Here is a 19,050-nt window from a genome sequence, read left to right as displayed (position 1 = left end):
TGATGGCTATGGAACGAATAGAGGTGAAAGGTGCTAGAGCCCACAACCTTAAAAATATTGATGTGAATATCCCGCGTGACCAGCTAGTGGTCATTACGGGGTTATCTGGTTCAGGAAAGTCGTCGCTTGCCTTTGATACGATTTATGCAGAAGGTCAGCGCAGGTACGTTGAATCTCTTTCAGCGTATGCACGCCAATTTCTTGGGCAGATGGATAAACCGGATGTAGATGCCATTGAAGGTCTTTCTCCGGCGATTAGTATTGACCAGAAAACGACGAGCCGAAACCCTAGATCAACAGTTGGTACTGTCACTGAAATTTATGATTACTTGCGTCTCTTGTATGCTCGAGTCGGAAAACCTATTTGTCCTATACATGGAATTGAAATTACGTCACAAACGATTGAGCAGATGACAGATCGTATTTTAGAATATCCTGAAAGAACGAAATTACAAGTGCTTGCGCCAGTTGTATCCGGCCGCAAAGGAACACATGTGAAAGTGCTTGATCAAATTCGGAAGCAGGGCTATGTACGAGTGAGAGTCGATGGAGAGATGGAGGATCTTTCAGAAGATATCGAGCTTGAAAAGAACAAGAAGCATTCCATTGAAGTAGTCATTGATCGAATTGTCGTGAAGGAAGGCGTTGCTGCTCGGCTGTCTGACTCCCTTGAAACGGCGCTGCGGCTGGGCGAAGGCCGAGTGATGATTGATGTGATTGGACAAGAAGAGCTGTTATTCAGCGAACATCATGCTTGTCCGCATTGCGGGTTTTCTATTGGTGAACTTGAGCCGAGAATGTTTTCGTTTAATAGTCCTTTTGGTGCCTGCCCGAGCTGTGATGGGCTCGGTTCAAAACTGGAAGTGGATCCTGAGCTTGTCATTCCTAATAAGGATCTGACTTTACGGCAGCATGCCATTGCACCATGGGAGCCGCAAAGCTCGCAATACTATCCGCAGCTTCTTGAGGCTGTTTGTACACATTATGGCATCGACATGGACATTCCTGTGAAAGATATCCCATCGCATTTATTCGATAAAATTTTATATGGAAGCGGATCTGAACGGATTTATTTTAAATATGAAAATGATTTTGGTCAGGTACGTGAAAATGAAATTGAGTTTGAAGGCGTTCTTCGTAATATTGAACGGCGTTATAAGGAAACCAGCTCTGATTATATTCGTGAACAAATGGAAAAATATATGGCCAATCAGCCATGTCCGACATGTAAAGGATATCGTCTGAAAAAAGAAACGCTGGCGGTTCTCATCAATGGCAAGCATATCGGAGAAATCACCGATTTGTCTGTCTCTGATGCCCTTGATTTCTATGAAAAAATTGAGTTATCTGAGAAAGATTTGCAGATTGCCCAGCTCATTTTACGTGAAATCAAAGAGCGTTTGTCCTTCTTAAATAATGTGGGATTAGATTATCTGAATTTGAGCCGTTCCGCTGGCACACTATCAGGCGGAGAGGCGCAGCGGATTCGCCTGGCAACTCAAATCGGCTCAAGGCTGACAGGTGTTCTTTATATATTAGATGAACCATCCATTGGTCTGCATCAGCGCGATAATGACCGGTTGATCGGGACGTTGAAAAATATGCGTGACATTGGGAACACACTGATTGTCGTGGAGCATGATGAAGATACCATGCTAGCCGCTGATTATTTAATAGATATTGGACCTGGAGCAGGAGTTCATGGAGGAGAAGTGATTTCAGCTGGAACGCCAGAAGAAGTCATGAAGGACCCGAAATCCTTAACAGGACAATATTTATCTGGCGAGAAATTTATTCCGCTGCCAATTGAGAGAAGAAAGCCTGACGGCCGCTATATTGAGATAAAAGGTGCAAAAGAAAACAACCTGAAAAACGTGAATGCGAAGTTCCCTCTGGGTGTCTTTACAGCTGTGACCGGAGTATCCGGCTCAGGAAAAAGTACGCTTGTGAATGAAATTCTATTAAAATCACTTTCACAAAAATTGCACAGAGCGAAGGCGAAGCCAGGGCAGCACAAAGAAATCAAAGGAATGGATCATTTGGATAAGGTCATTGATATTGATCAATCTCCAATTGGCCGTACACCAAGATCCAACCCTGCCACGTATACAGGTGTCTTTGATGATGTGCGGGATGTGTTTGCACAAACCAACGAAGCAAAGGTACGAGGCTATAAAAAAGGCAGATTCAGCTTTAACGTCAAAGGCGGCCGCTGTGAGGCGTGCCGCGGGGATGGCATCATTAAAATTGAAATGCACTTTTTGCCAGATGTGTATGTGCCTTGTGAAGTGTGCCACGGGAAACGTTATAACCGCGAAACACTCGAGGTCACATATAAAGGAAAAAACATTGCTGATGTGCTTGAAATGACTGTGGAGGACGCACTCCAATTTTTCGAGAATATCCCAAAGATTAAGCGGAAGCTTCAAACGATTTATGATGTGGGGCTTGGATACATTACACTTGGACAGCCTGCAACGACATTGTCCGGAGGAGAGGCACAGCGCGTGAAATTGGCATCTGAGCTTCACCGCCGTTCAAACGGAAGGTCCCTTTATATTTTGGACGAGCCGACAACAGGACTGCATGTGGATGATATTGCCCGTTTATTAAAAGTGCTTCAGCGTTTGGTTGAAAACGGAGATACGGTGTTGGTCATTGAGCACAACCTTGATATTATCAAGGCTGCTGATTATCTCGTTGATCTCGGACCAGAAGGTGGTGCAGGCGGCGGAACGATCATTGCCTCTGGCACTCCTGAGCACATTGCAAAAGAAGAAGCATCTTACACAGGAAAATACTTGAAGCCTATTTTAGAGCGTGACCGTAAACGCATGAAACAGTTGGTTAAAGAAACGGAAAGTGTGACTTCTTCATAAAGAAAACCCCTCGATAAGAGGGGGTCAGCGTGTAGACAAACCCTCGCATTCTTTGTCAGTTCTGCGCTCCGGTGCTCACGAATGTTTCAATTCGCTCCGCTCCTGGTACTCGTCCTTCCTAGGGCTGCAAAGGTTTTCTATCACGCTGAAAAGAAGACAAAGGGCTAAAATCAAGATCATTTTAGCCCTTTGTCAACAGTCTGAAACCCCTCAATAAGAGGGGTTTTTCTTTTATTGCACATCTTCCTTCGGCATTAAATTACTGAGGTGCGTTAAATCCTTTAAAATATGGGTGCTGCTGCTGTCGAGCAGTACCTTTAAATAACGGATATCACCATACTTTGGATGAGACGGATGAATGGTCTCAAGCTCCTTGATCATATCGCTGTTCATGCTTTTCTGTTTTTGTATAAGGTCTAAAAGCGTTTGAGCCGTTTGTTTTGTATTATGATGATCTGTCAAAATAATTACCCCCTATATTGATAATCACCATCTTTTCAACATATTTTAAAGGGTAATCTGTGAAGAATCTACTCTTAGGTGCAAAAAGAAATAATTTGTGTCTAAGGTCATATGTAAATCGAATGATTTTGAAACTTTTTATACGCAATAAACGTATGAGTTAGAAAGGAATTTTCGTTATGAAGGAGCGAATATATATGAATAGAGATCAGTCGATTATTGCTTCTATTTGTTATTTTAGTGTATTATTTATGCCGTTTATCGTACCGATCGTGGCGTTTTTTGTAGTAGATCAAAAGGAAACGAAGCGGCACGCATTGCGGGCATTATGGTCACATCTTTTGCCGGTCGCAGCGTGCATTCTGTTGATTTTTGGGTCTATCCCATTTTTATTGACGACACAGGCAGGTGACTCGCTCATTCCAGTCATGATGGTGTTCATCTTGTCTTTTTTAGTAGTCATTGGCTTTTTGATCTCTGTCATTTGGAATATCATTCAAGGTATTAAAGTACTTCAATCCATCAAATCTTAGGAGGGCTTTGTATGAATGAAAAAGAACGAATTTTAAAATTAGTAGAAGACGGAGTATTATCAGCAAAAGAAGCAATTACGCTGCTGGAAAAACTAGAAGAAGGTCAGTCAGTCTCATTAGAAAAGTCTACGGCTGATCACACCTTTCATGAAGAAAAAGCTGGAGCAGAGAGCAAAGGAAACGGCACCGAAAATCTTGGGGCAAAGCTGTTTGGCTGGTTAGACTCTGCGGTGAAAAAGGTAAAAGACGTGGATCTTGATTTGAACTTTGGACAGTCCGTTGATGTTGAGCACATTTTTCAGTTCAAGGACGCATCGCTTTCCCATTTAGATATTCAATTGGCGAACGGCAGCCTCAACGTGATGCCTTGGGACGATCGAGATATTCGAGCAGAGTGTCATGCAAAAATTTACCGTGCAGAGGATGGAGAGCAGGCAAGACAGCAATTTCTCAATCAATTGGACTGCGGGCTTGAAGGAGATAAATTTTTTATTCGAACCGAAAAGAAGACGATGAAAGTCAATGTTACATTATACGTACCGCGTATCCAATACGATAAGATCAAGGTCAAGCTGTTTAATGGACCGATTCGCGGGGAAAAGCTAAAGACAAAAGAACTTGCCGCGAAAACGACAAATGGTGTTGTCTCGTTTGCTTCGTTACAAGCAGAAAAAGTCGGAATAGAAACAGCAAACGGACAAATCAAACTGGCAGATCACGAGTGTGGTATGATTGAAGTAGAAACCATCAATGGGCTCATAGACCTGCGCGGGAAAAGTGAATCAATTGATGCTCAAAGCTTTAATGGAAATATTGCTGTTCAGCTGTCAGATGAAAAGTGCCGTTCCATCTATGCGAAAACGACAACAGGCAGTGTGGACGTTCAGATTCCGCGTGCATGTGCAGTGACCGCTGAGCTGAAAAGCAATCTTGGGTCTATCTCTCACGATTTACTTGATGCAGAGATGATTAAAGAAAAAAATGAAACATTACAAAAAGAGAAAATGATCAAAGCAAATCAACAAGCGGTGCACAGTATATCCATTTTTGCAGAAACAAAAACAGGCTCAATACAAGTAAAGCACCAATCAGACAAGGAGTGATTCTACATGAAGAAGCTTTATCGTTCAGCAACGGATAAAAAAATAGCGGGTGTTGTTGGTGGACTTGCGGAATATTTAAGTGTGGATGCATCCCTGCTTCGCATTTTAACCGTCATCATCGGATTTTTGACAGCATTTATGCCGATCTTCCTGATCTACTTCATCTGGTATTTTGTTGTTCCGGAAGAAGGCACTAAATAAATGCTTAGATGGATCGTCAGTATTTTAGTAAATGCATTACTTTTAATCGTCATTGCTGGATATTTTGATTCGGGCATTCTGCCTGGGCTCGGGAGCGTGTATATTGAAGGTTTTGGCGCAGCCATTGTGGCAAGTATCATTTTGTCCTTGCTCAATATTTTAGTGAAGCCGTTTTTGATCATTTTAACGCTTCCAGTGACCGTTCTTTCACTAGGATTGTTCTTATTTGTCATCAATGCGATTACACTCATGATGACATCGAGCTTTATGGGAGATAGCTTTAACATTGATGGATTCGGAACGGCCATTTGGATGGCTGTCATTTTATCCATTTTCCATCTGTTGATACAAAAAGGAATTGTAGAGCCGTTAGCGAAAAAAAGCTAACGGTTTTTTTGTGCAAATTTGCATCGTTTCTCCGTTCCATCTGACATAAAAACGACCTTCAGGAGACACAATATCCGAAGGGAGGCGGTGCAAGATGGTGAACGTGAGCAGACAAATCATGCTTTTATGTTTTTTTATCATTCTTTTTTGTTTCAGTCAGCCTGCTTCAGCAGGCCCTTTTCTTCAAACAGAAGTGAATGTACCGGACAAGCCTTTTTCGCCTTTTATCTTTGACCAATTTCATGTGGACGTCCGCCCGGTTCTAGGAAAAAGCCATGATCTACAGTTTCGTGCGTCCATTAGTGACCAAGAACAGATTTTGTCTGCGAACTTGTATTATAAACAAAGTGATGAACTGGGGTACCGCTTGATTCCAATGGAACGGCTGCCAGGGATGAAGCCAGAATTCACAGCGAAAATTCCGCCAGATCAATTATGGAATCCAACCGTTCGTTACTATACAGAGTTCCTTACGCAAAAATCAGTAATCAAAACGGCAGAGAAATCGGTTCATTTAAATGGATTTGAAGAAGATCTTTCACATATTCCGGATTTATTCATCACAGAAATTGTCGTCAATTCAAAAAACCGAAAAGGCAAAGATGCTTTTGAGTTTATCGAAGTGTATAACACGACACATGCGCCTATCTCTCTTAAACATTATCAGCTCCGCTACCGCAATCCTGCACAGGGCATTGAAATGGATGATGTATATTCCTTTCACACAAATCCAGTCACCATTTCACCTGGAAAACCTTATGTATTATGGCTGAGAAAAAAAGGGCAGGAGCATTTAACGACAGCGGACTTTAATGCCATGTACAAAAGCCAATTAAAAGAGGGCGAGCATCTATCTATTATCGAGAGCAAAGGGCTGTCCAACTCTAAATCTCGTCTTGTTTCGATCACAACAAATATAGGTGAAGAAATTTCTTCTGCCGCTTTTCGTTTGAAGCCATCATGGTTTAGCGAGCATAAATCCTTGCTGTTTAAGTATCCAATGGATGGTACGACGCAGACGAAGCTGATTTCGAAAATTGAGGAAGAACCCACTCCAGGTAAAGTACTAAAAGCACAAATTCCATCTGAGAAAAAGGAAATTTCTCAAGATATCCATAAACCTGTGATTGAAGATATGACGGTAAGGAAGCCGGTGAAACCAACTGAAAGTGTAGAGATTAAGGCAGATGTCCAAGATGATCAGGCTGTAAAAACCGTCAAGCTGCGCTATCGAACGAATCGAAAAGATCCGTTCAAGGAAATCCTGCTGCAAAAAGACCATAATGACCGGTTATTTCATCATATTATTTATTCACCTGAGTTGATTGGGAAAGAACAATTGGAATATCAGCTTGAAGCGTCAGACGGCGAAAATGAAGCCAAGACGTTGAAAAAAACGATTGATGTGGAGCAGGTCAGCAAAGCCCACGGTCTACGATTCAATGTAGAAGAGGGAGATACGGTATCAGGTTTATTTTCATTAAAGGCAACGTCTGATCAGAAAAAAAGCATCGAATTGCGGATAGATGGAAAACGGAATCAGCAAGTATCCTCTGCCCTTGAAGCAGATCCATATATCGCATTTGATGTCAAAGGAACAAATTTATATTTTAAAAATGGTGTATCTATAGGTAGGCGTTTACTTTCTATTTTTGATGATTCGACAAAAGTGTACCGTACCTATACAATGCCAATACCCGAAGAAGAGATAAAAAAGGCAGGTCTCCAAACGATCTCTTTTCACGCTGGCACAAAGTCTTCTCCGGTGGACCGGCTGCCTGGAGAGAATCATGATGATTTTGAATTGAAAAACGTCAGGATGATCTTATCAAATGGAACACAAATTCCGCCAATCAATGCAAAGCCGCTAAAAGAATGGAGAATGGGAGACAGCGGGAACGCAAAAAAGGTGAGAACGTTTCAATTTGAAATTCCAAAAGAGGCGTATGTCTCAACCTATATAAAGTGGGACACAAAAAGGCTGAAAGAAGGGCCGCACCTGATTGAGGCCAAAACCTCAGACGAGCACGCTTCAGTACGTGTGAAAGTTGATAACACTGGGCCGAGAATAAAGACGAACGTACAAGCAAAGGATCAATATAAAGGCGCCTTTACATTAAAAGCAAAAGTAACGGATCGCTGGAGTGACATAGAGGAGTTGAAGGCATATGTAGATGGCAAACCAGTTTCTTTGCCATATCAGACGTCCTCTAGTGAATTAAAGCCTGGGAAGCACACGTTTACGATCAAAGCAAAAGACGCAGCTGGCAACATGTCGACGTTAAAAAAAGAGTTCAAGACGGTACATGAGCATCCTGAAACACCAGAGCGGGTGGCAGATAAGACAAAAATGAAATCATCAAAACAAACTGTGCTAACCAAGGATCCAACGAATGATAAGTTAGATTACTCTTTTTATCGTGCCTATCAATATACATCGCTGCATCCTTCAATGAAGATTTTTAAGTATGCAGCAGAGACAGAACCGCCTAAGAGTTATCTCCAAAAAGGAGAAATGATTTTTTCTGATCAAGAAAGGAACCGCATTGCATTTGTTGATGGGAAGTCTGTTGAAACGAAGGATTTACAGCGTTTTCCTTATCATCGTTTTCAAATTAAGGTTCATCATGGTGTACGTGAAAAGGATGTCGTCGAAGCTGTATGGAAAGGGAGTTCATTGTCAGGGAGAAAGGTGACAATGTACGCGTGGAATCACCAGCAGGAAAAGTGGGATAAAATCACTCATCACTTTGCCAAGGATCAAAAGGAATTTTACCTGAAAGGGCTGCTGTCAGTGAGACAGTACATGAAGAATCAAACGTTTGATTTGCTAGTACAGGATGAAATCAGCAAATCGCAAAAGCCATATAAGATGGTATGGATGTCTGACACTCAATATTATGCAAAGAGCTATCCTCATATCTTTAAACAAATGGTTGAATGGATCAGAGATCAAAGAGAAAAATTAAACATTCAATATGTGTTCCATACAGGCGATATTGTAGATGATTCAAAGGATAAGCAATGGCACCGTGCTGATACATTTATGCGTGTATTGGATCAGAATCACATTCCTTATGGGGTTTTAGCAGGAAATCATGATGTTAGACACAAGGACGGTTTATATGCGGAATACGGGAAATATTTCGGGGAAAAACGCTTTGCTGATAAGCCTTACTATGGTGAATCCTATCGTAACAATAAAGGTCATTATGATCTCATCTCTGCCGGTGGCAATGATTATATGATGGTGTACATGGGCTGGGGGATTAAGCAAGATGAAATTGATTGGTTAAACCGTGTAATTTCTGAGCATCCAGATCGTATCGTCATTTTAAATTTCCATGAGTATTTGTTAGTGAGCGGCAACCGAAGCCCGATTGGCGACCTCATCTTCCATCAAGTGGTGAAACGCCATCCTAATATTGTGGCCGTATTTAGCGGCCATTACCATGGAGCAAGCAGGAAAGTAGATGAGCTTGATGATGACCATGATGGAAAAGTCGACAGGAAAGTATATCAAATACTCGCCGATTATCAGTCAGGACCTGAAGGTGGTCAAGGGTTTATGAGGGTCATAACAGCCGATCAAGAAAAAAATCAACTTCATTTTACGACATACTCTCCTTACTTGAATCAAGAGCATTTTTATGATCCTAAAACGTATGGAGATCAGGATGAATTTTCAATCGATGTAGATTTGACACCGAAAATGAAATCTGTCAAAACCAATTATTTTGAACTCAATGTGTATACGAATGTTCTTCTAGGAGAAGCGCGCGGCGTAAAAAGCGGCAAAAAAGCAAGCTTTGAGTGGAAGGGCTTAAAGCCAAATGAAGATTATTATTGGTACACTGTAGCAAAAGATCGTTTTCAAGGAAAAGCCATTTCACCAATATGGAAAATTCATACAAAAGATGATGACGAAACAAAATTTCTTAGGAAATAAAAAAACAGTGCTCCGTGTCAGGGGCACTGTTTATCTTTCCATTGTATGAATGAGCTTATAACGATCCCCTCTATAAACGGAAACAACATACTCAAATGGAATGTCTTGTTGAAAAAAAGTCGTTCTTGTTATGGACAGCACAGGGTCTCCTGCTGAAATAGACAGCAAGTGTGCTTCTTCCTTTGAGGCAACATTGGCTTCAAGCTCCTGTTTGGCATGAGCAATGACATGTCCAGTGTGAGTTTCTATATATTCATATAAAGAGCCAGTTAAATGTTTCTTTGTTAAATCTCCGGCGAATCTTTCAGGTATATAGCTCGTTTCAATCGCCATCGGTTCATCATTTGCAAGGCGTATCCGTTTGAGCTCAAATACAGCATCACTATTAGACAGCTGTAAGACTGGCAGCAAGTGCTCTGGACATGCAGTTTTTTTGAAGTCAATCAGCTGGCTTGATGCTTTGAGTCCACGCTGGCGCATATCCTCTGAAAAGCTTGTTAAGCCTTGAAGCGGCTGTTCAAATTTTTTCCGGCTAACAAAGGTGCCTTTTCCTTTTTGTCGATACAAATATCCTTCGTTCACAAGATTCGATAAGGCTTGTCTGACAGTCATTCGACTAATACCAAAGCGTTCGGCATATTCTCTTTCAGAAGGAATGAGTGTATCAGGTGCTAATGTTCCATCCTCAATCTGTTTTTTCAGGTTCTCCATAATCTGATGGTACATCGGAATAGGTGACTGCTTATCAATAAACATGTGAAAATCCTCTCGTTTTTAGCGTAGTGATCCAGCATCTCGATCAATCAAGACCGTTACATCTTCATGAAGTTTCAGTGCAGACGCTGGGAAGTCCGGATGAATCTCTGCCTGTTCTAAATATTGTATCACTTTCGCTTTTGATTTTCCCGAAGCAAGAAGGAGAATCTTTTTACTTGAAAGAATGCTCGCAATTCCCATTGTGATGGCATGTGTAGGTACCTCATCAATAGAAGAAAAGTATCTTGCGTTAGCCTGTCTCGTGTTTTCATCTAACTGCACAACATGAGTTTTTGAGTTGAAAGGGGTACCTGGTTCATTAAAACCGATATGCCCATTTTGACCGATTCCAAGGAGCTGAAGATCGATGCCGCCTACAGCCTCAATGAGCTGGTCATATCTTAAGCATTCCTTTTCTAAATGAGCTGCATTGCCATTTGGAAGAAAATACTGATCCTGAGGGAGATCAATATGGTCAAATAAATGACGTTTCATGTAGGTCATATAACTATTTTCGTGTTCTGGATTGAGTCCTGCATATTCATCTAAATTGATTGTTTTTGTTTGCTTGAAAGACAATTGACGCGCTTGATGAAGTTGAATTAACTCTTTGTAAGTTTCAATAGGTGTACCGCCTGTTGCTAGGCCGAGTACGGCATCGGGTTTAGCAGCTATTGTCCTTGCAATAATGGCAGCTGCTTCTTTTCCTAATTGATCTTTGCTTTCAAATTCGATGATGTTCATTAGTGGTCGGCCTCCTTTTTTCAAAGACGATTTGTCCACGGCAGATCGTCATCATCAGTTCACCAGATTCATCCCAAATCACCAGATCTGCTAGTTTTCCAACTTCGATGGAACCGAGCAGTTGATCAAGTCCCAGCTGAGCAGCCGCATTGGTTGAGGTCATCTTCGCAATCTCTGTCCAATCACAATTTGTGAGCTGTTTTATCCTTTTGACGCCGTCTTTCATTCGCAAAATCGATCCTGCAAGTGTACCATCGTTCAGCAATGCTTTTTCGCCGCTGACTGTGACCGTCTGACCGCCAAATTCATACGTTCCATTCCCAAGCCCTTTTGCACGCATCGAGTCTGTGATCATGATTAAACGATCACTTCCTTTTGCCAAATACGCAAGCTTGATGGAAAGAGGATGGGAGTGAATTCCATCTGTGATCAGCTCAGTATGAAGATTCTCGTTCGTAAGAGCAGCACCTACAGCGTTCGGTTCACGGTGCTGAAACGAACTTATTGCGTTATAAAGGTGCGTTACATGGCGTGCACCATGCTTAGCTGCTAAATTGATCATGTCATGATGGGCATTCGTATGTCCAATAGAAGGGATAATGTTCTTTTCCTGTAATAGAGAAAGAAATGCAAAATCTGTGTCTTCCTCAGGTGCAAACGTGACAATTCGAATGAGCTGATCAGAAGCATCCAGCCATTTTTTAAAAAGCGGAATATCAGGCTGTTTAATCCATTGAACAGGCTGTGCCCCTGCCTTATCTTTAGAAATAAATGGACCTTCGAGGTGGATTCCTATACATTGTGCCTGATTTCCTGCTTGTGCTTCATTACTTTGTTTCCACTGAGCGACATTTTTAAGTGCATGCTCAATCTCATGATGGTTTTGTGTGATGGTTGTCGCTAAAAAACTTGTCGTTCCTTCTGACGGAAGGTTGTCAGCGAGCGTATTCATTGCTTCTGCTGTCGCATCCATCATGTCTGCACCATATCCGCCATGGATGTGAATATCAATCATTCCAGGGAGTAAATAAAAGTTTTCCCGGGAAATATATACTTTTTCATAATTTCCTGTCGGTGGTGATGTTGAAATATAGTCAATCTTGCCATCGCGTAAACCGACAAAACCGTTTTCAATGACCTTTGTCTTTGTCACAATATGAATGTTGGAGAGCAATAAAGAACCGCTCATGTTTAAGCCCCCTTATTCGTTATCTTTCATTTAAGTTTACTCTTTTTAAGTATAGTTGTCTATACCAGTTAGGGCGGTGAAACAGGAACAGGATAAAATACTGTTTTGGGTTCATCATTGAAAGTGATAAAATAGAGCTGTATTTCTGAATCGCCTGTGATAAAAGGAGGAAGAAACGTGCCGAAAGTTCGTACGAAGGACATAATGGAACAATTTCATCTTGAACTGGTAAGTGGGGAAGAAGGGATTAATCGTCCCATTACAATCAGTGATCTTTCCAGACCAGGTATTGAAATGGCTGGTTATTTTACATATTACCCAAAAGAAAGAGTTCAACTTTTAGGGAAAACAGAGCTTTCTTTTTTTGAACAGCTCCCAGAACGCGAACGAAAGCAGAGAATGATGTCTCTTTGTACAGATATTACCCCTGCCATTATTTTGTCTCGAGATCGTGATGTGCCGAAGGAATTAATCGAAGCATCAAATGAAAATGGCGTGCCCGTTTTACGATCTAGCCTAAAAACGACAAGACTTTCGAGTCGATTGACCAACTTTTTAGAAAGTAAGCTTGCACCAACGACTGCTATTCATGGTGTGCTCGTAGATGTATATGGTGTAGGTGTGTTGTTAATTGGGAAAAGCGGAGTAGGAAAAAGTGAAACAGCCTTAGAATTAGTGAAGAGGGGACATCGGCTGGTCGCAGACGATTGCGTGGAAATCCGTCAAGAGGATCAGGATACGTTAGTCGGGAGCGCACCTGAGCTGATTGAACATCTTTTAGAAATCCGCGGGTTAGGCATTATTAATGTGATGACCTTATTTGGAGCAGGCGCTGTCAGAAGCTATAAGAGAATTACGATTGTAATGAACCTTGAGCTTTGGGAACAAGGCAAACAGTATGATCGTTTAGGACTTGAAGAAGAGAAAATGCGCATCATCGATACAGATGTGCCGAAGCTAACGATCCCTGTGCGGCCAGGTCGAAACTTAGCGGTCATCATTGAGGTGGCTGCGATGAACTTCAGGCTGAAGCGTATGGGACATAATGCAGCGGAACAATTTACAAGTAAACTTGCTGATGTCATTGAAGACAATGGCCAGGATGAATAGGAGTTGACTATATGAACGAAGCAATTCAGCCAATTGATCCGATTGCTTTTCACCTCGGACCTATTTCGGTTCATTGGTATGGTGTGATTATTGGGGTCGGGGCCTTGCTTGGACTTTGGCTCGCCTTGAGAGAATGTGAAAAAAGAGGAATCAATAAAGATCTGTTTATTGACTTAATCTTATTTGCCATTCCAATAGCGATTATTTGTGCCCGAATTTATTATGTATCCTTCGAATGGGATTACTATCAGCAGCACCCAAACGAAATCATTAAGATTTGGAATGGTGGAATTGCGATTCACGGCGGGCTGATCGGTGCCGTGCTGACAGCCATCATTTTTACAAAAGTGAGAAAGGTATCCTTTTGGAAAATAGCTGACGTCGCAGCACCTAGTATTTTACTAGGGCAGGCAATTGGACGCTGGGGGAACTTTATTAACCAAGAAGCGCATGGTGAGGCGGTTTCAAGAACCTTTTTAGAAAATTTGCATCTGCCTGAGTTTATCATTAATCAAATGTATATTGATGGTACCTATTATCACCCGACGTTCTTATACGAATCATTATGGAATCTTGTTGGTGTTGTCATCTTGATTTTATTACGCAGAACCTCGCTGCGCAGAGGCGAAATCTTCTTGTCTTATTTAATTTGGTATTCAATCGGCCGTTTCTTCATTGAAGGGATGAGAACAGACAGCTTAATGCTGACAGAGCATCTTCGAATCGCACAGATGATTTCGATTGCGATATTCGCAGTGGCTGTTCTACTGATTTTCTTTAGAAGAATGAAAGGATACGCATCCATTCCGTATAAAGAGAACAACTCATCGAATTAAGTAGGGGGGATCAGAAGAAGATGGGAGAGACATGGAAAAACGGCTTGAAAGCAGGGCTGTCGACAACTTGGACACTTGGTAAAGTCATCTTTCCAGTGACCATTCTCGTCAGTATCTTGCAGCATACGCCTGTCATGGATTGGATCATCCGATTCATTCAGCCATTTATGGGGCTGTTTGGTCTTTCGGGGGAAGCGGCTATTCCGCTTGTATTAGGAAATATGCTGAATTTGTATGCGGGGATTGCTGCCATTTTGACATTAGAGCTTCCTGTGAAGGAAGTGTTTATTTTGGCAGTGATGCTGTCCTTTTGCCATAACTTGATCATCGAATCAACAGTGGCAGCAAAGGTTGGACTGAGAGTATCTGTGATTTTGCTGGTTAGAATCAGTCTTGCTGTTATTTCTGCTATTGTCATTCATCTCGTTTGGCAGGGAGGCGAGGAGCCGGCGCAATATGGACTGCTTAGTGCAGCTCAGGCGGCTGATGTGCCTTCCAGCTGGTACATGATCGTCCTTCTTGCTTTACAAAAAGCAGTACTCGGTGTGCTGCAGCTTGCCTGTATCGTTATCCCGCTCATGATCATCATTCAATTCATGAGAGATTTAGGGTGGCTCCATACACTGTCTAAGTGGCTGTCACCTTTTACTAGAATGCTTGGAATGAAAGAAAATACGTCTATGACGATGGTGGCTGGATTAACGATTGGTCTCGCTTATGGAGCCGGTGTGATGATGAAGGCAGTGGAAGAGGACGGTGTGAGTAAAAAGGACTTAACCCTTGCTTTTATTTTCCTTGTTGCCTGCCATGCGGTGGTCGAAGATACGCTGGTTTTTATTCCACTTGGTATTCCGGTATGGCCGCTTCTTGTGATCCGCCTGATTTCTGCAATTTTATTGACAGCTGCCATTAGCTATATTTGGCGGAAGCGGGAGCTTGCAGCTGTTAGAAAGGAAGCCATATGAACGAATCAACGATCAACACAGTGCTATTTGATTTAGATGGCACATTAATCAATACAAATGAATTAATTATTGCTTCATTTCAGCATACGCTGGATCATTATTACCCTGGTCAGTACAGCCGTGAGGATATTCTTCATTTCATTGGTCCGTCCTTGTTTGATACATTTTCTGCGATGGATCCTGATTTGACAGATGACATGATTCAGATGTACCGCACGTTTAATCATAAGCAGCATGATCTGCTTGTGACTGAATATGAGACCGTTATCGACACATTGAAAGTCCTGCAGGATCGAGGATTTAAGCTCGGTATTGTCACAACGAAGATACGCGATACGGTTTTAATGGGATTGAAGCTGACCGGTTTAGAGCCGTTCTTTGAGGTCATTGTGACACTCGATGATGTCCAAAATGAGAAGCCGCATCCGGAGCCTGTTCAGCTGGCATTATCAAAGCTCGGCAGTGATCCGCATGAAGCGGTGATGGTCGGTGATAATTATCACGACATTTTGTCTGGTCAAGCTGCAGGGACAAAGACGGCAGGTGTTGCTTGGTCGATTAAGGGAGAAGAGGCCCTTTTAAAGCATCGCCCTGATTTCATGCTGAAGAAAATGAGTGATCTCCTGGCGATTGTTGGAGCTGATTAAGTTGAGAAAAACAGATCGTTATCCTGTAAAAGGGGTCAATTCGCTGCGGCAAGTCTATCGGACAGTTTCCTTTTTCAAAGTGGTGAAAAACTTCATTTTTATTCAAATGGCAAGGTACACGCCTTTTATGGGCATGAAAAATTGGATTTACCGAACCTTTCTTCGTATGAAGGTCGGCGAGGATACGGCGTTCGCCTTAATGGTGATGGTTGATCTGATGTTTCCTGAGAAAATCACTGTCGGTCGAAATAGTGTGATCGGCTATAACACAACCATCTTGTCCCATGAGTATTTGATTAAAGAGTACCGACTTGGGGAAGTCTATATTGGTGATGAAGTCTTAATTGGAGCTAATTCAACTATTTTACCTGGTGTGACCATTGGGGATGGAGCGATCGTATCGGCTGGTACACTTGTTCATAAGGATGTCCCAGCAGGCTCATTTGTTGGGGGTAATCCAATGCGCATGATTTATACGAAAGAAGAAATGGAAGCACGTCAATCTACGTCTGCTGAGTAGCTCGGCAGACTTTTTTGTTGACAATGTGACATGGTGTAACTATAATGATTACAACAGAGGTGAGAAAACATGAAAATCAGCAGCAGATTTACTGTCGCTGTCCATATTCTGGCCTTGCTATCACTTGAAAAAGGATCATTACAGACATCGGAGGATATCGCGGGAAGTGTGAATACAAACCCAGTGGTCATCCGCCGCATTATGAGTAAATTAAAAAAAGCAGGTCTAATCTCAACGAGTCTTGGCAAAGGTGGTTCTCAGCTGAACCGCAGTGAAGACGACATCACACTGCTCGATGTGTATAAAGCGGTTGAAGTCGTGGATGAGGGAGAATTGTTTCAAATTCATGAAAGCCCAAATCCTGACTGTCCGATCGGTGCAAATATTCAAGCGGTGCTTGAATTAATTTTATGCCGCGCTCAAAGTGCGATGGAGCAAGTACTTGCTGAGATCAAATTAAGTGAACTAACGCATGTGCTAATCAAAAAAATTGGATGATCAATTCAATTTTTTTTACCTCTGTTGTAACCGTATTAGTTACACCTTTCTTTATCAACATAAAATCATATTGCAGGAGGAGTTAACATGAAAATTGGAATTATTGGCGCAACAGGTAAAGCAGGACAAGAAATTGTGAAAGAGGCTCAATCAAGAGGACATGAAGTAACGGCAATCGTCCGTGATGCACAAAAGGTGACAGATTCATCTCTAGCTGTTCTTGAGAAGGATGTGTTTCACTTGCAAGCAGAAGACATCAAAGGCTTTGATGTGATTGTAAATGCATTTGGCGCACCTGCTGGAAAAGAGCATCTTCACGTAGAAGCTGGGAAAAAGCTGATCGATATTTTAAAAGAGGCTCCTGAGACTCGTTTGATCGTTGTGGGCGGAGCAGGAAGTCTATTTGTAGATGAGGCGAAAACAACAAGACTAGTGGACACACCAGAGTTTCCTAAAGAATATGCTGCTACGGCTTCACAGCAAGGAGAAAACCTAAAAGATCTTCAACAGACAGAGGGATTAAAATGGACCTTCCTCAGCCCAGCTGCATTCTTTAATCCAGCTGGCAAACGTACAGGTTCTTATGTGAAAGGGAAAGACCATCTGATTGTCAATTCTAAAGGTGACAGCTATGTGAGCTATGCTGACTACGCCATTGCGCTGGTTGATGAGGTGGAGCAGGCAGCCCATGTTGGAGAACGTTTTACCGTTGTATCTGAAGCTGAATAAGCAGTTTCACGGCCGCCTAAAAATGATAAATAGGGAGTCTAACGTATGAATGAACAAGAATTGTCTTTCATCTATGTATGGGATGCGTATTGTGGCTGGTGTTATGGATTTTCAAACAGTATCCGCACTTTGCATGAAAATCATCCGGAGATATCATTAACACTTGTGTCGGGTGGTTTATTTGTAGGAGAAAGAAGTCTTCCAATAAAGGATTATCCACACATTCCAGAAGCAAATCAGCGTATTAGTCAGCTGACTGGTGTCGAGTTTGGTGAACGTTATCAGAAGCTGTTAGCAAACGGAACGTTTCTTTTAGACTCTGAGGCTGCGGCCATTGGTTTTTCTGCATTAAGATCCATCGCACCTGAGCACGCATTGTCCTTGGCTTCATCGATGCAAAAGGCTTTTTATCAAGACGGAAAAAGCCTGAGTGATGAAGAAACGTATCGGGAGATCGCTTTGGCGCATCATCTTGATCCTGACGCAGTCATAGAACGCATGAAAACAAAAGAAGCGATGAATGATGCGTATGCCGACTTTGCCAAGGTTCATCAACTTCATGTGAACGGCTATCCTACACTTTTATTAAAAAGAGGGGAATACTTCAGCCTGGGCGGAGGTGCGATGACAGCTGAAAAGCTTGAAGACCGCCTGAAGGAATTACTAGGAAAATGAAGCAATAAAAACAACCTCTACGTGAATAGAGGTTGTTTTTTTACGCTTTAATGATAATCGCCTGACTGCCCATCTGTTCCCAAGAATCTTCAAATTGATCACGGTCGACTTTTTGATTCTTTTCTCCATAGGGGTTATTCAAGTAGACATGCTCCTTGTCATAGCCTGTGATGACCACGCTATGCACATTAAAGCTTACATCTATTTTGCCATTTGGTGTATTCCATGTTTCGATGTTATCTGTTTTGTCAAAGGTGGATGTCGTAATCACCCAGACAGGATAGCCTTTTTCAAGGGATTGATAGATGGCCTTTTTAACAGGCTTTCCAGTTAAGTCGACTACTTGATCGCCCGCGTATTTTTTCGCAAGCTGATAAATCGGTTCGTGGTAAACCCCAAGACCCGGTCCATTCTCCATATCGCCTACAAACCCGTCATGAGGGTCTCCTTTTAAGCCATTTTCATAATTGAGCGGAACGCGTTTGATTTCATTTGCCAATGTGTTCTTCGTTACTTGCTCATAGCCGCTGTAATGAAGCAGCATCGCTAAGCTCGTGACTTCACATCCGTTATAAAGCCTTGGCGCATCCATTTGATTGTAGAGAATGACGTCCATGGCTTTTTTGCTTCCTTTTAATGAATGATGTGTGGTTTCTGCTTTTTTCGTTGAACGAGTTTCTTCAGCCGCAAGTGCTGTATCGTTTTCTTTTGCTGCTTTTTGCGGCGCAGCTGTTTTCTTGACTTGATCGATTTGTGAAACGTATATAAAGCCGAAATAAACAAGACATGCGCACAACAAAGTTAAGATGAATGTCTGGATGAACTTCACTGTTAATCTCCTGTGTTATTCAATATTTTTAAGTATTA

General features: G+C 42.0%; 19 protein-coding genes. 14 read left to right on the top strand and 5 right to left on the bottom strand.

The genetic code is table 11. From position 1 onward, the window contains the following. Nucleotides 1-2 precede the first annotated feature (2 nt). Nucleotides 3-2,879, top strand: coding sequence for an excinuclease ABC subunit UvrA (uvrA, locus tag H7F25_RS14845; protein WP_025093988.1), 2,877 nt, complete (start codon nt 3-5; stop codon nt 2,877-2,879). 231 nt (nt 2,880-3,110) lie between these two features. Here the strand turns inward: uvrA and H7F25_RS14840 are convergent, their stop codons facing one another. Beyond that, nucleotides 3,111-3,341, bottom strand: a complete 231-nt coding sequence (locus H7F25_RS14840) for a hypothetical protein (protein ID WP_024423581.1) — start codon at nt 3,339-3,341, stop codon at nt 3,111-3,113. A gap of 197 nt (nt 3,342-3,538) precedes the next feature. Between H7F25_RS14840 and H7F25_RS14835 the strand changes: the two genes are divergently transcribed. The 5 genes from H7F25_RS14835 (at nt 3,539) to H7F25_RS14815 (ending at nt 9,514) form a co-directional block, all read left to right on the top strand. Then, nucleotides 3,539-3,874: a hypothetical protein gene (locus H7F25_RS14835; RefSeq protein WP_024423580.1), complete on the top strand. Its 336-nt coding sequence runs from the start codon at nt 3,539-3,541 to the stop codon at nt 3,872-3,874. 11 nt (nt 3,875-3,885) lie between these two features. Continuing rightward, nucleotides 3,886-4,977: a DUF4097 family beta strand repeat-containing protein gene (locus H7F25_RS14830; RefSeq protein ID WP_024423579.1), complete on the top strand. Its 1,092-nt coding sequence runs from the start codon at nt 3,886-3,888 to the stop codon at nt 4,975-4,977. A 6-nt stretch (nt 4,978-4,983) separates the two neighbouring features. After that, a complete protein-coding gene (locus H7F25_RS14825) occupies nt 4,984-5,178 on the top strand; it encodes a PspC domain-containing protein (RefSeq protein WP_024423578.1) in 195 nt (64 codons plus the stop codon). After that, nucleotides 5,179-5,565, top strand: coding sequence for a phage holin family protein (locus H7F25_RS14820; RefSeq protein WP_024423577.1), 387 nt, complete (start codon nt 5,179-5,181; stop codon nt 5,563-5,565). It begins immediately after the preceding gene. 94 nt (nt 5,566-5,659) lie between these two features. Continuing rightward, complete coding sequence (locus tag H7F25_RS14815; protein WP_185853873.1) at nt 5,660-9,514, top strand: metallophosphoesterase; 3,855 nt, start codon at nt 5,660-5,662, stop codon at nt 9,512-9,514. Between the two features lie 30 nt (nt 9,515-9,544). Here H7F25_RS14815 and H7F25_RS14810 read toward each other — a convergent pair whose 3' ends face one another. The 3 genes from H7F25_RS14810 to nagA are packed head-to-tail and all read right to left on the bottom strand — an operon-like array spanning nt 9,545 to nt 12,203. Beyond that, a complete protein-coding gene (locus tag H7F25_RS14810; protein WP_044334239.1) occupies nt 9,545-10,270 on the bottom strand; it encodes a GntR family transcriptional regulator in 726 nt (241 codons plus the stop codon). Nucleotides 10,271-10,288: 18 nt separating this feature from the next. Beyond that, nucleotides 10,289-11,014 carry a glucosamine-6-phosphate deaminase gene (nagB, locus tag H7F25_RS14805; protein ID WP_024423574.1) on the bottom strand — a complete coding sequence of 242 codons (726 nt, stop codon included), beginning with the start codon at nt 11,012-11,014 and terminating at the stop codon, nt 10,289-10,291. After that, a complete protein-coding gene (gene nagA / locus H7F25_RS14800) occupies nt 10,995-12,203 on the bottom strand; it encodes an N-acetylglucosamine-6-phosphate deacetylase (RefSeq protein ID WP_185853872.1) in 1,209 nt (402 codons plus the stop codon). Before nagA ends, nagB begins: the two co-directional genes overlap by 20 nt. Before the next feature lie 177 nt (nt 12,204-12,380). On the opposite strand from nagA, the gene hprK reads away from it, so the two are divergent. The 8 genes from hprK (at nt 12,381) to H7F25_RS14760 (ending at nt 18,183) form a co-directional block, all read left to right on the top strand. Further along, nucleotides 12,381-13,313, top strand: a complete 933-nt coding sequence (gene hprK, locus H7F25_RS14795) for an HPr(Ser) kinase/phosphatase (RefSeq protein WP_024423572.1) — start codon at nt 12,381-12,383, stop codon at nt 13,311-13,313. 11 nt (nt 13,314-13,324) lie between these two features. Beyond that, complete coding sequence (gene lgt, locus H7F25_RS14790; RefSeq protein WP_103131662.1) at nt 13,325-14,149, top strand: prolipoprotein diacylglyceryl transferase; 825 nt, start codon at nt 13,325-13,327, stop codon at nt 14,147-14,149. 20 nt (nt 14,150-14,169) lie between these two features. Beyond that, nucleotides 14,170-15,114 carry a nucleoside recognition domain-containing protein gene (locus tag H7F25_RS14785; RefSeq protein ID WP_056765706.1) on the top strand — a complete coding sequence of 315 codons (945 nt, stop codon included), beginning with the start codon at nt 14,170-14,172 and terminating at the stop codon, nt 15,112-15,114. Beyond that, nucleotides 15,111-15,761 (top strand): pyrophosphatase PpaX, encoded by a 651-nt coding sequence (gene ppaX / locus H7F25_RS14780; protein WP_024423569.1) that lies wholly within the window; start codon nt 15,111-15,113, stop codon nt 15,759-15,761. The genes H7F25_RS14785 and ppaX overlap by 4 nt, the downstream gene beginning before the upstream one ends. Nucleotide 15,762: 1 nt before the next feature. Beyond that, nucleotides 15,763-16,281 carry an acyltransferase gene (locus H7F25_RS14775; protein ID WP_185853871.1) on the top strand — a complete coding sequence of 173 codons (519 nt, stop codon included), beginning with the start codon at nt 15,763-15,765 and terminating at the stop codon, nt 16,279-16,281. 69 nt (nt 16,282-16,350) lie between these two features. After that, the gene (locus tag H7F25_RS14770) at nt 16,351-16,779 is read left to right on the top strand and encodes an Rrf2 family transcriptional regulator (RefSeq protein WP_024423567.1); all 429 of its coding nucleotides are present in this window, start codon (nt 16,351-16,353) and stop codon (nt 16,777-16,779) included. A gap of 87 nt (nt 16,780-16,866) precedes the next feature. After that, nucleotides 16,867-17,508 (top strand): NAD(P)-dependent oxidoreductase, encoded by a 642-nt coding sequence (locus H7F25_RS14765; protein ID WP_061110127.1) that lies wholly within the window; start codon nt 16,867-16,869, stop codon nt 17,506-17,508. 45 nt (nt 17,509-17,553) lie between these two features. Continuing rightward, nucleotides 17,554-18,183, top strand: a complete 630-nt coding sequence (locus H7F25_RS14760) for a DsbA family protein (RefSeq protein ID WP_185853870.1) — start codon at nt 17,554-17,556, stop codon at nt 18,181-18,183. Between the two features lie 40 nt (nt 18,184-18,223). Here the strand turns inward: H7F25_RS14760 and H7F25_RS14755 are convergent, their stop codons facing one another. Beyond that, nucleotides 18,224-19,012 carry a C39 family peptidase gene (locus H7F25_RS14755; RefSeq protein ID WP_185853869.1) on the bottom strand — a complete coding sequence of 263 codons (789 nt, stop codon included), beginning with the start codon at nt 19,010-19,012 and terminating at the stop codon, nt 18,224-18,226. Between the last annotated feature and the right edge of the window lie 38 nt (nt 19,013-19,050).

The sequence above is a fragment of the Bacillus sp. PAMC28571 genome, assembly GCF_014250435.1.
Taxonomy (GTDB): Bacteria; Bacillota; Bacilli; order Bacillales; family Bacillaceae; genus Bacillus; species Bacillus safensis.
Note: the sequence above shows the minus strand (reverse complement) of the source record. Positions and strands in the feature narration are given on the sequence as shown.

What these genes read in the sequence shown, in the direction of transcription:
- H7F25_RS14830 (WP_024423579.1), top strand. Translation starts at nt 3,886, where the DNA reads ATGAATGAAAAAGAACGAATTTTAAAATTAGTAGAAGACGGAGTATTA.
- H7F25_RS14785 (WP_056765706.1), top strand. Translation starts at nt 14,170, where the DNA reads ATGGGAGAGACATGGAAAAACGGCTTGAAAGCAGGGCTGTCGACAACT.
- ppaX (WP_024423569.1), top strand. Translation starts at nt 15,111, where the DNA reads ATGAACGAATCAACGATCAACACAGTGCTATTTGATTTAGATGGCACA.
- H7F25_RS14820 (WP_024423577.1), top strand. Translation starts at nt 5,179, where the DNA reads ATGCTTAGATGGATCGTCAGTATTTTAGTAAATGCATTACTTTTAATC.
- lgt (WP_103131662.1), top strand. Translation starts at nt 13,325, where the DNA reads ATGAACGAAGCAATTCAGCCAATTGATCCGATTGCTTTTCACCTCGGA.
- nagA (WP_185853872.1), bottom strand. Translation starts at nt 12,203, where the DNA reads ATGAGCGGTTCTTTATTGCTCTCCAACATTCATATTGTGACAAAGACA.
- H7F25_RS14810 (WP_044334239.1), bottom strand. Translation starts at nt 10,270, where the DNA reads ATGTTTATTGATAAGCAGTCACCTATTCCGATGTACCATCAGATTATG.
- H7F25_RS14765 (WP_061110127.1), top strand. Translation starts at nt 16,867, where the DNA reads ATGAAAATTGGAATTATTGGCGCAACAGGTAAAGCAGGACAAGAAATT.
- H7F25_RS14770 (WP_024423567.1), top strand. Translation starts at nt 16,351, where the DNA reads ATGAAAATCAGCAGCAGATTTACTGTCGCTGTCCATATTCTGGCCTTG.
- nagB (WP_024423574.1), bottom strand. Translation starts at nt 11,014, where the DNA reads ATGAACATCATCGAATTTGAAAGCAAAGATCAATTAGGAAAAGAAGCA.
- uvrA (WP_025093988.1), top strand. Translation starts at nt 3, where the DNA reads ATGGCTATGGAACGAATAGAGGTGAAAGGTGCTAGAGCCCACAACCTT.
- H7F25_RS14815 (WP_185853873.1), top strand. Translation starts at nt 5,660, where the DNA reads ATGGTGAACGTGAGCAGACAAATCATGCTTTTATGTTTTTTTATCATT.
- H7F25_RS14825 (WP_024423578.1), top strand. Translation starts at nt 4,984, where the DNA reads ATGAAGAAGCTTTATCGTTCAGCAACGGATAAAAAAATAGCGGGTGTT.
- H7F25_RS14760 (WP_185853870.1), top strand. Translation starts at nt 17,554, where the DNA reads ATGAATGAACAAGAATTGTCTTTCATCTATGTATGGGATGCGTATTGT.
- H7F25_RS14835 (WP_024423580.1), top strand. Translation starts at nt 3,539, where the DNA reads ATGAATAGAGATCAGTCGATTATTGCTTCTATTTGTTATTTTAGTGTA.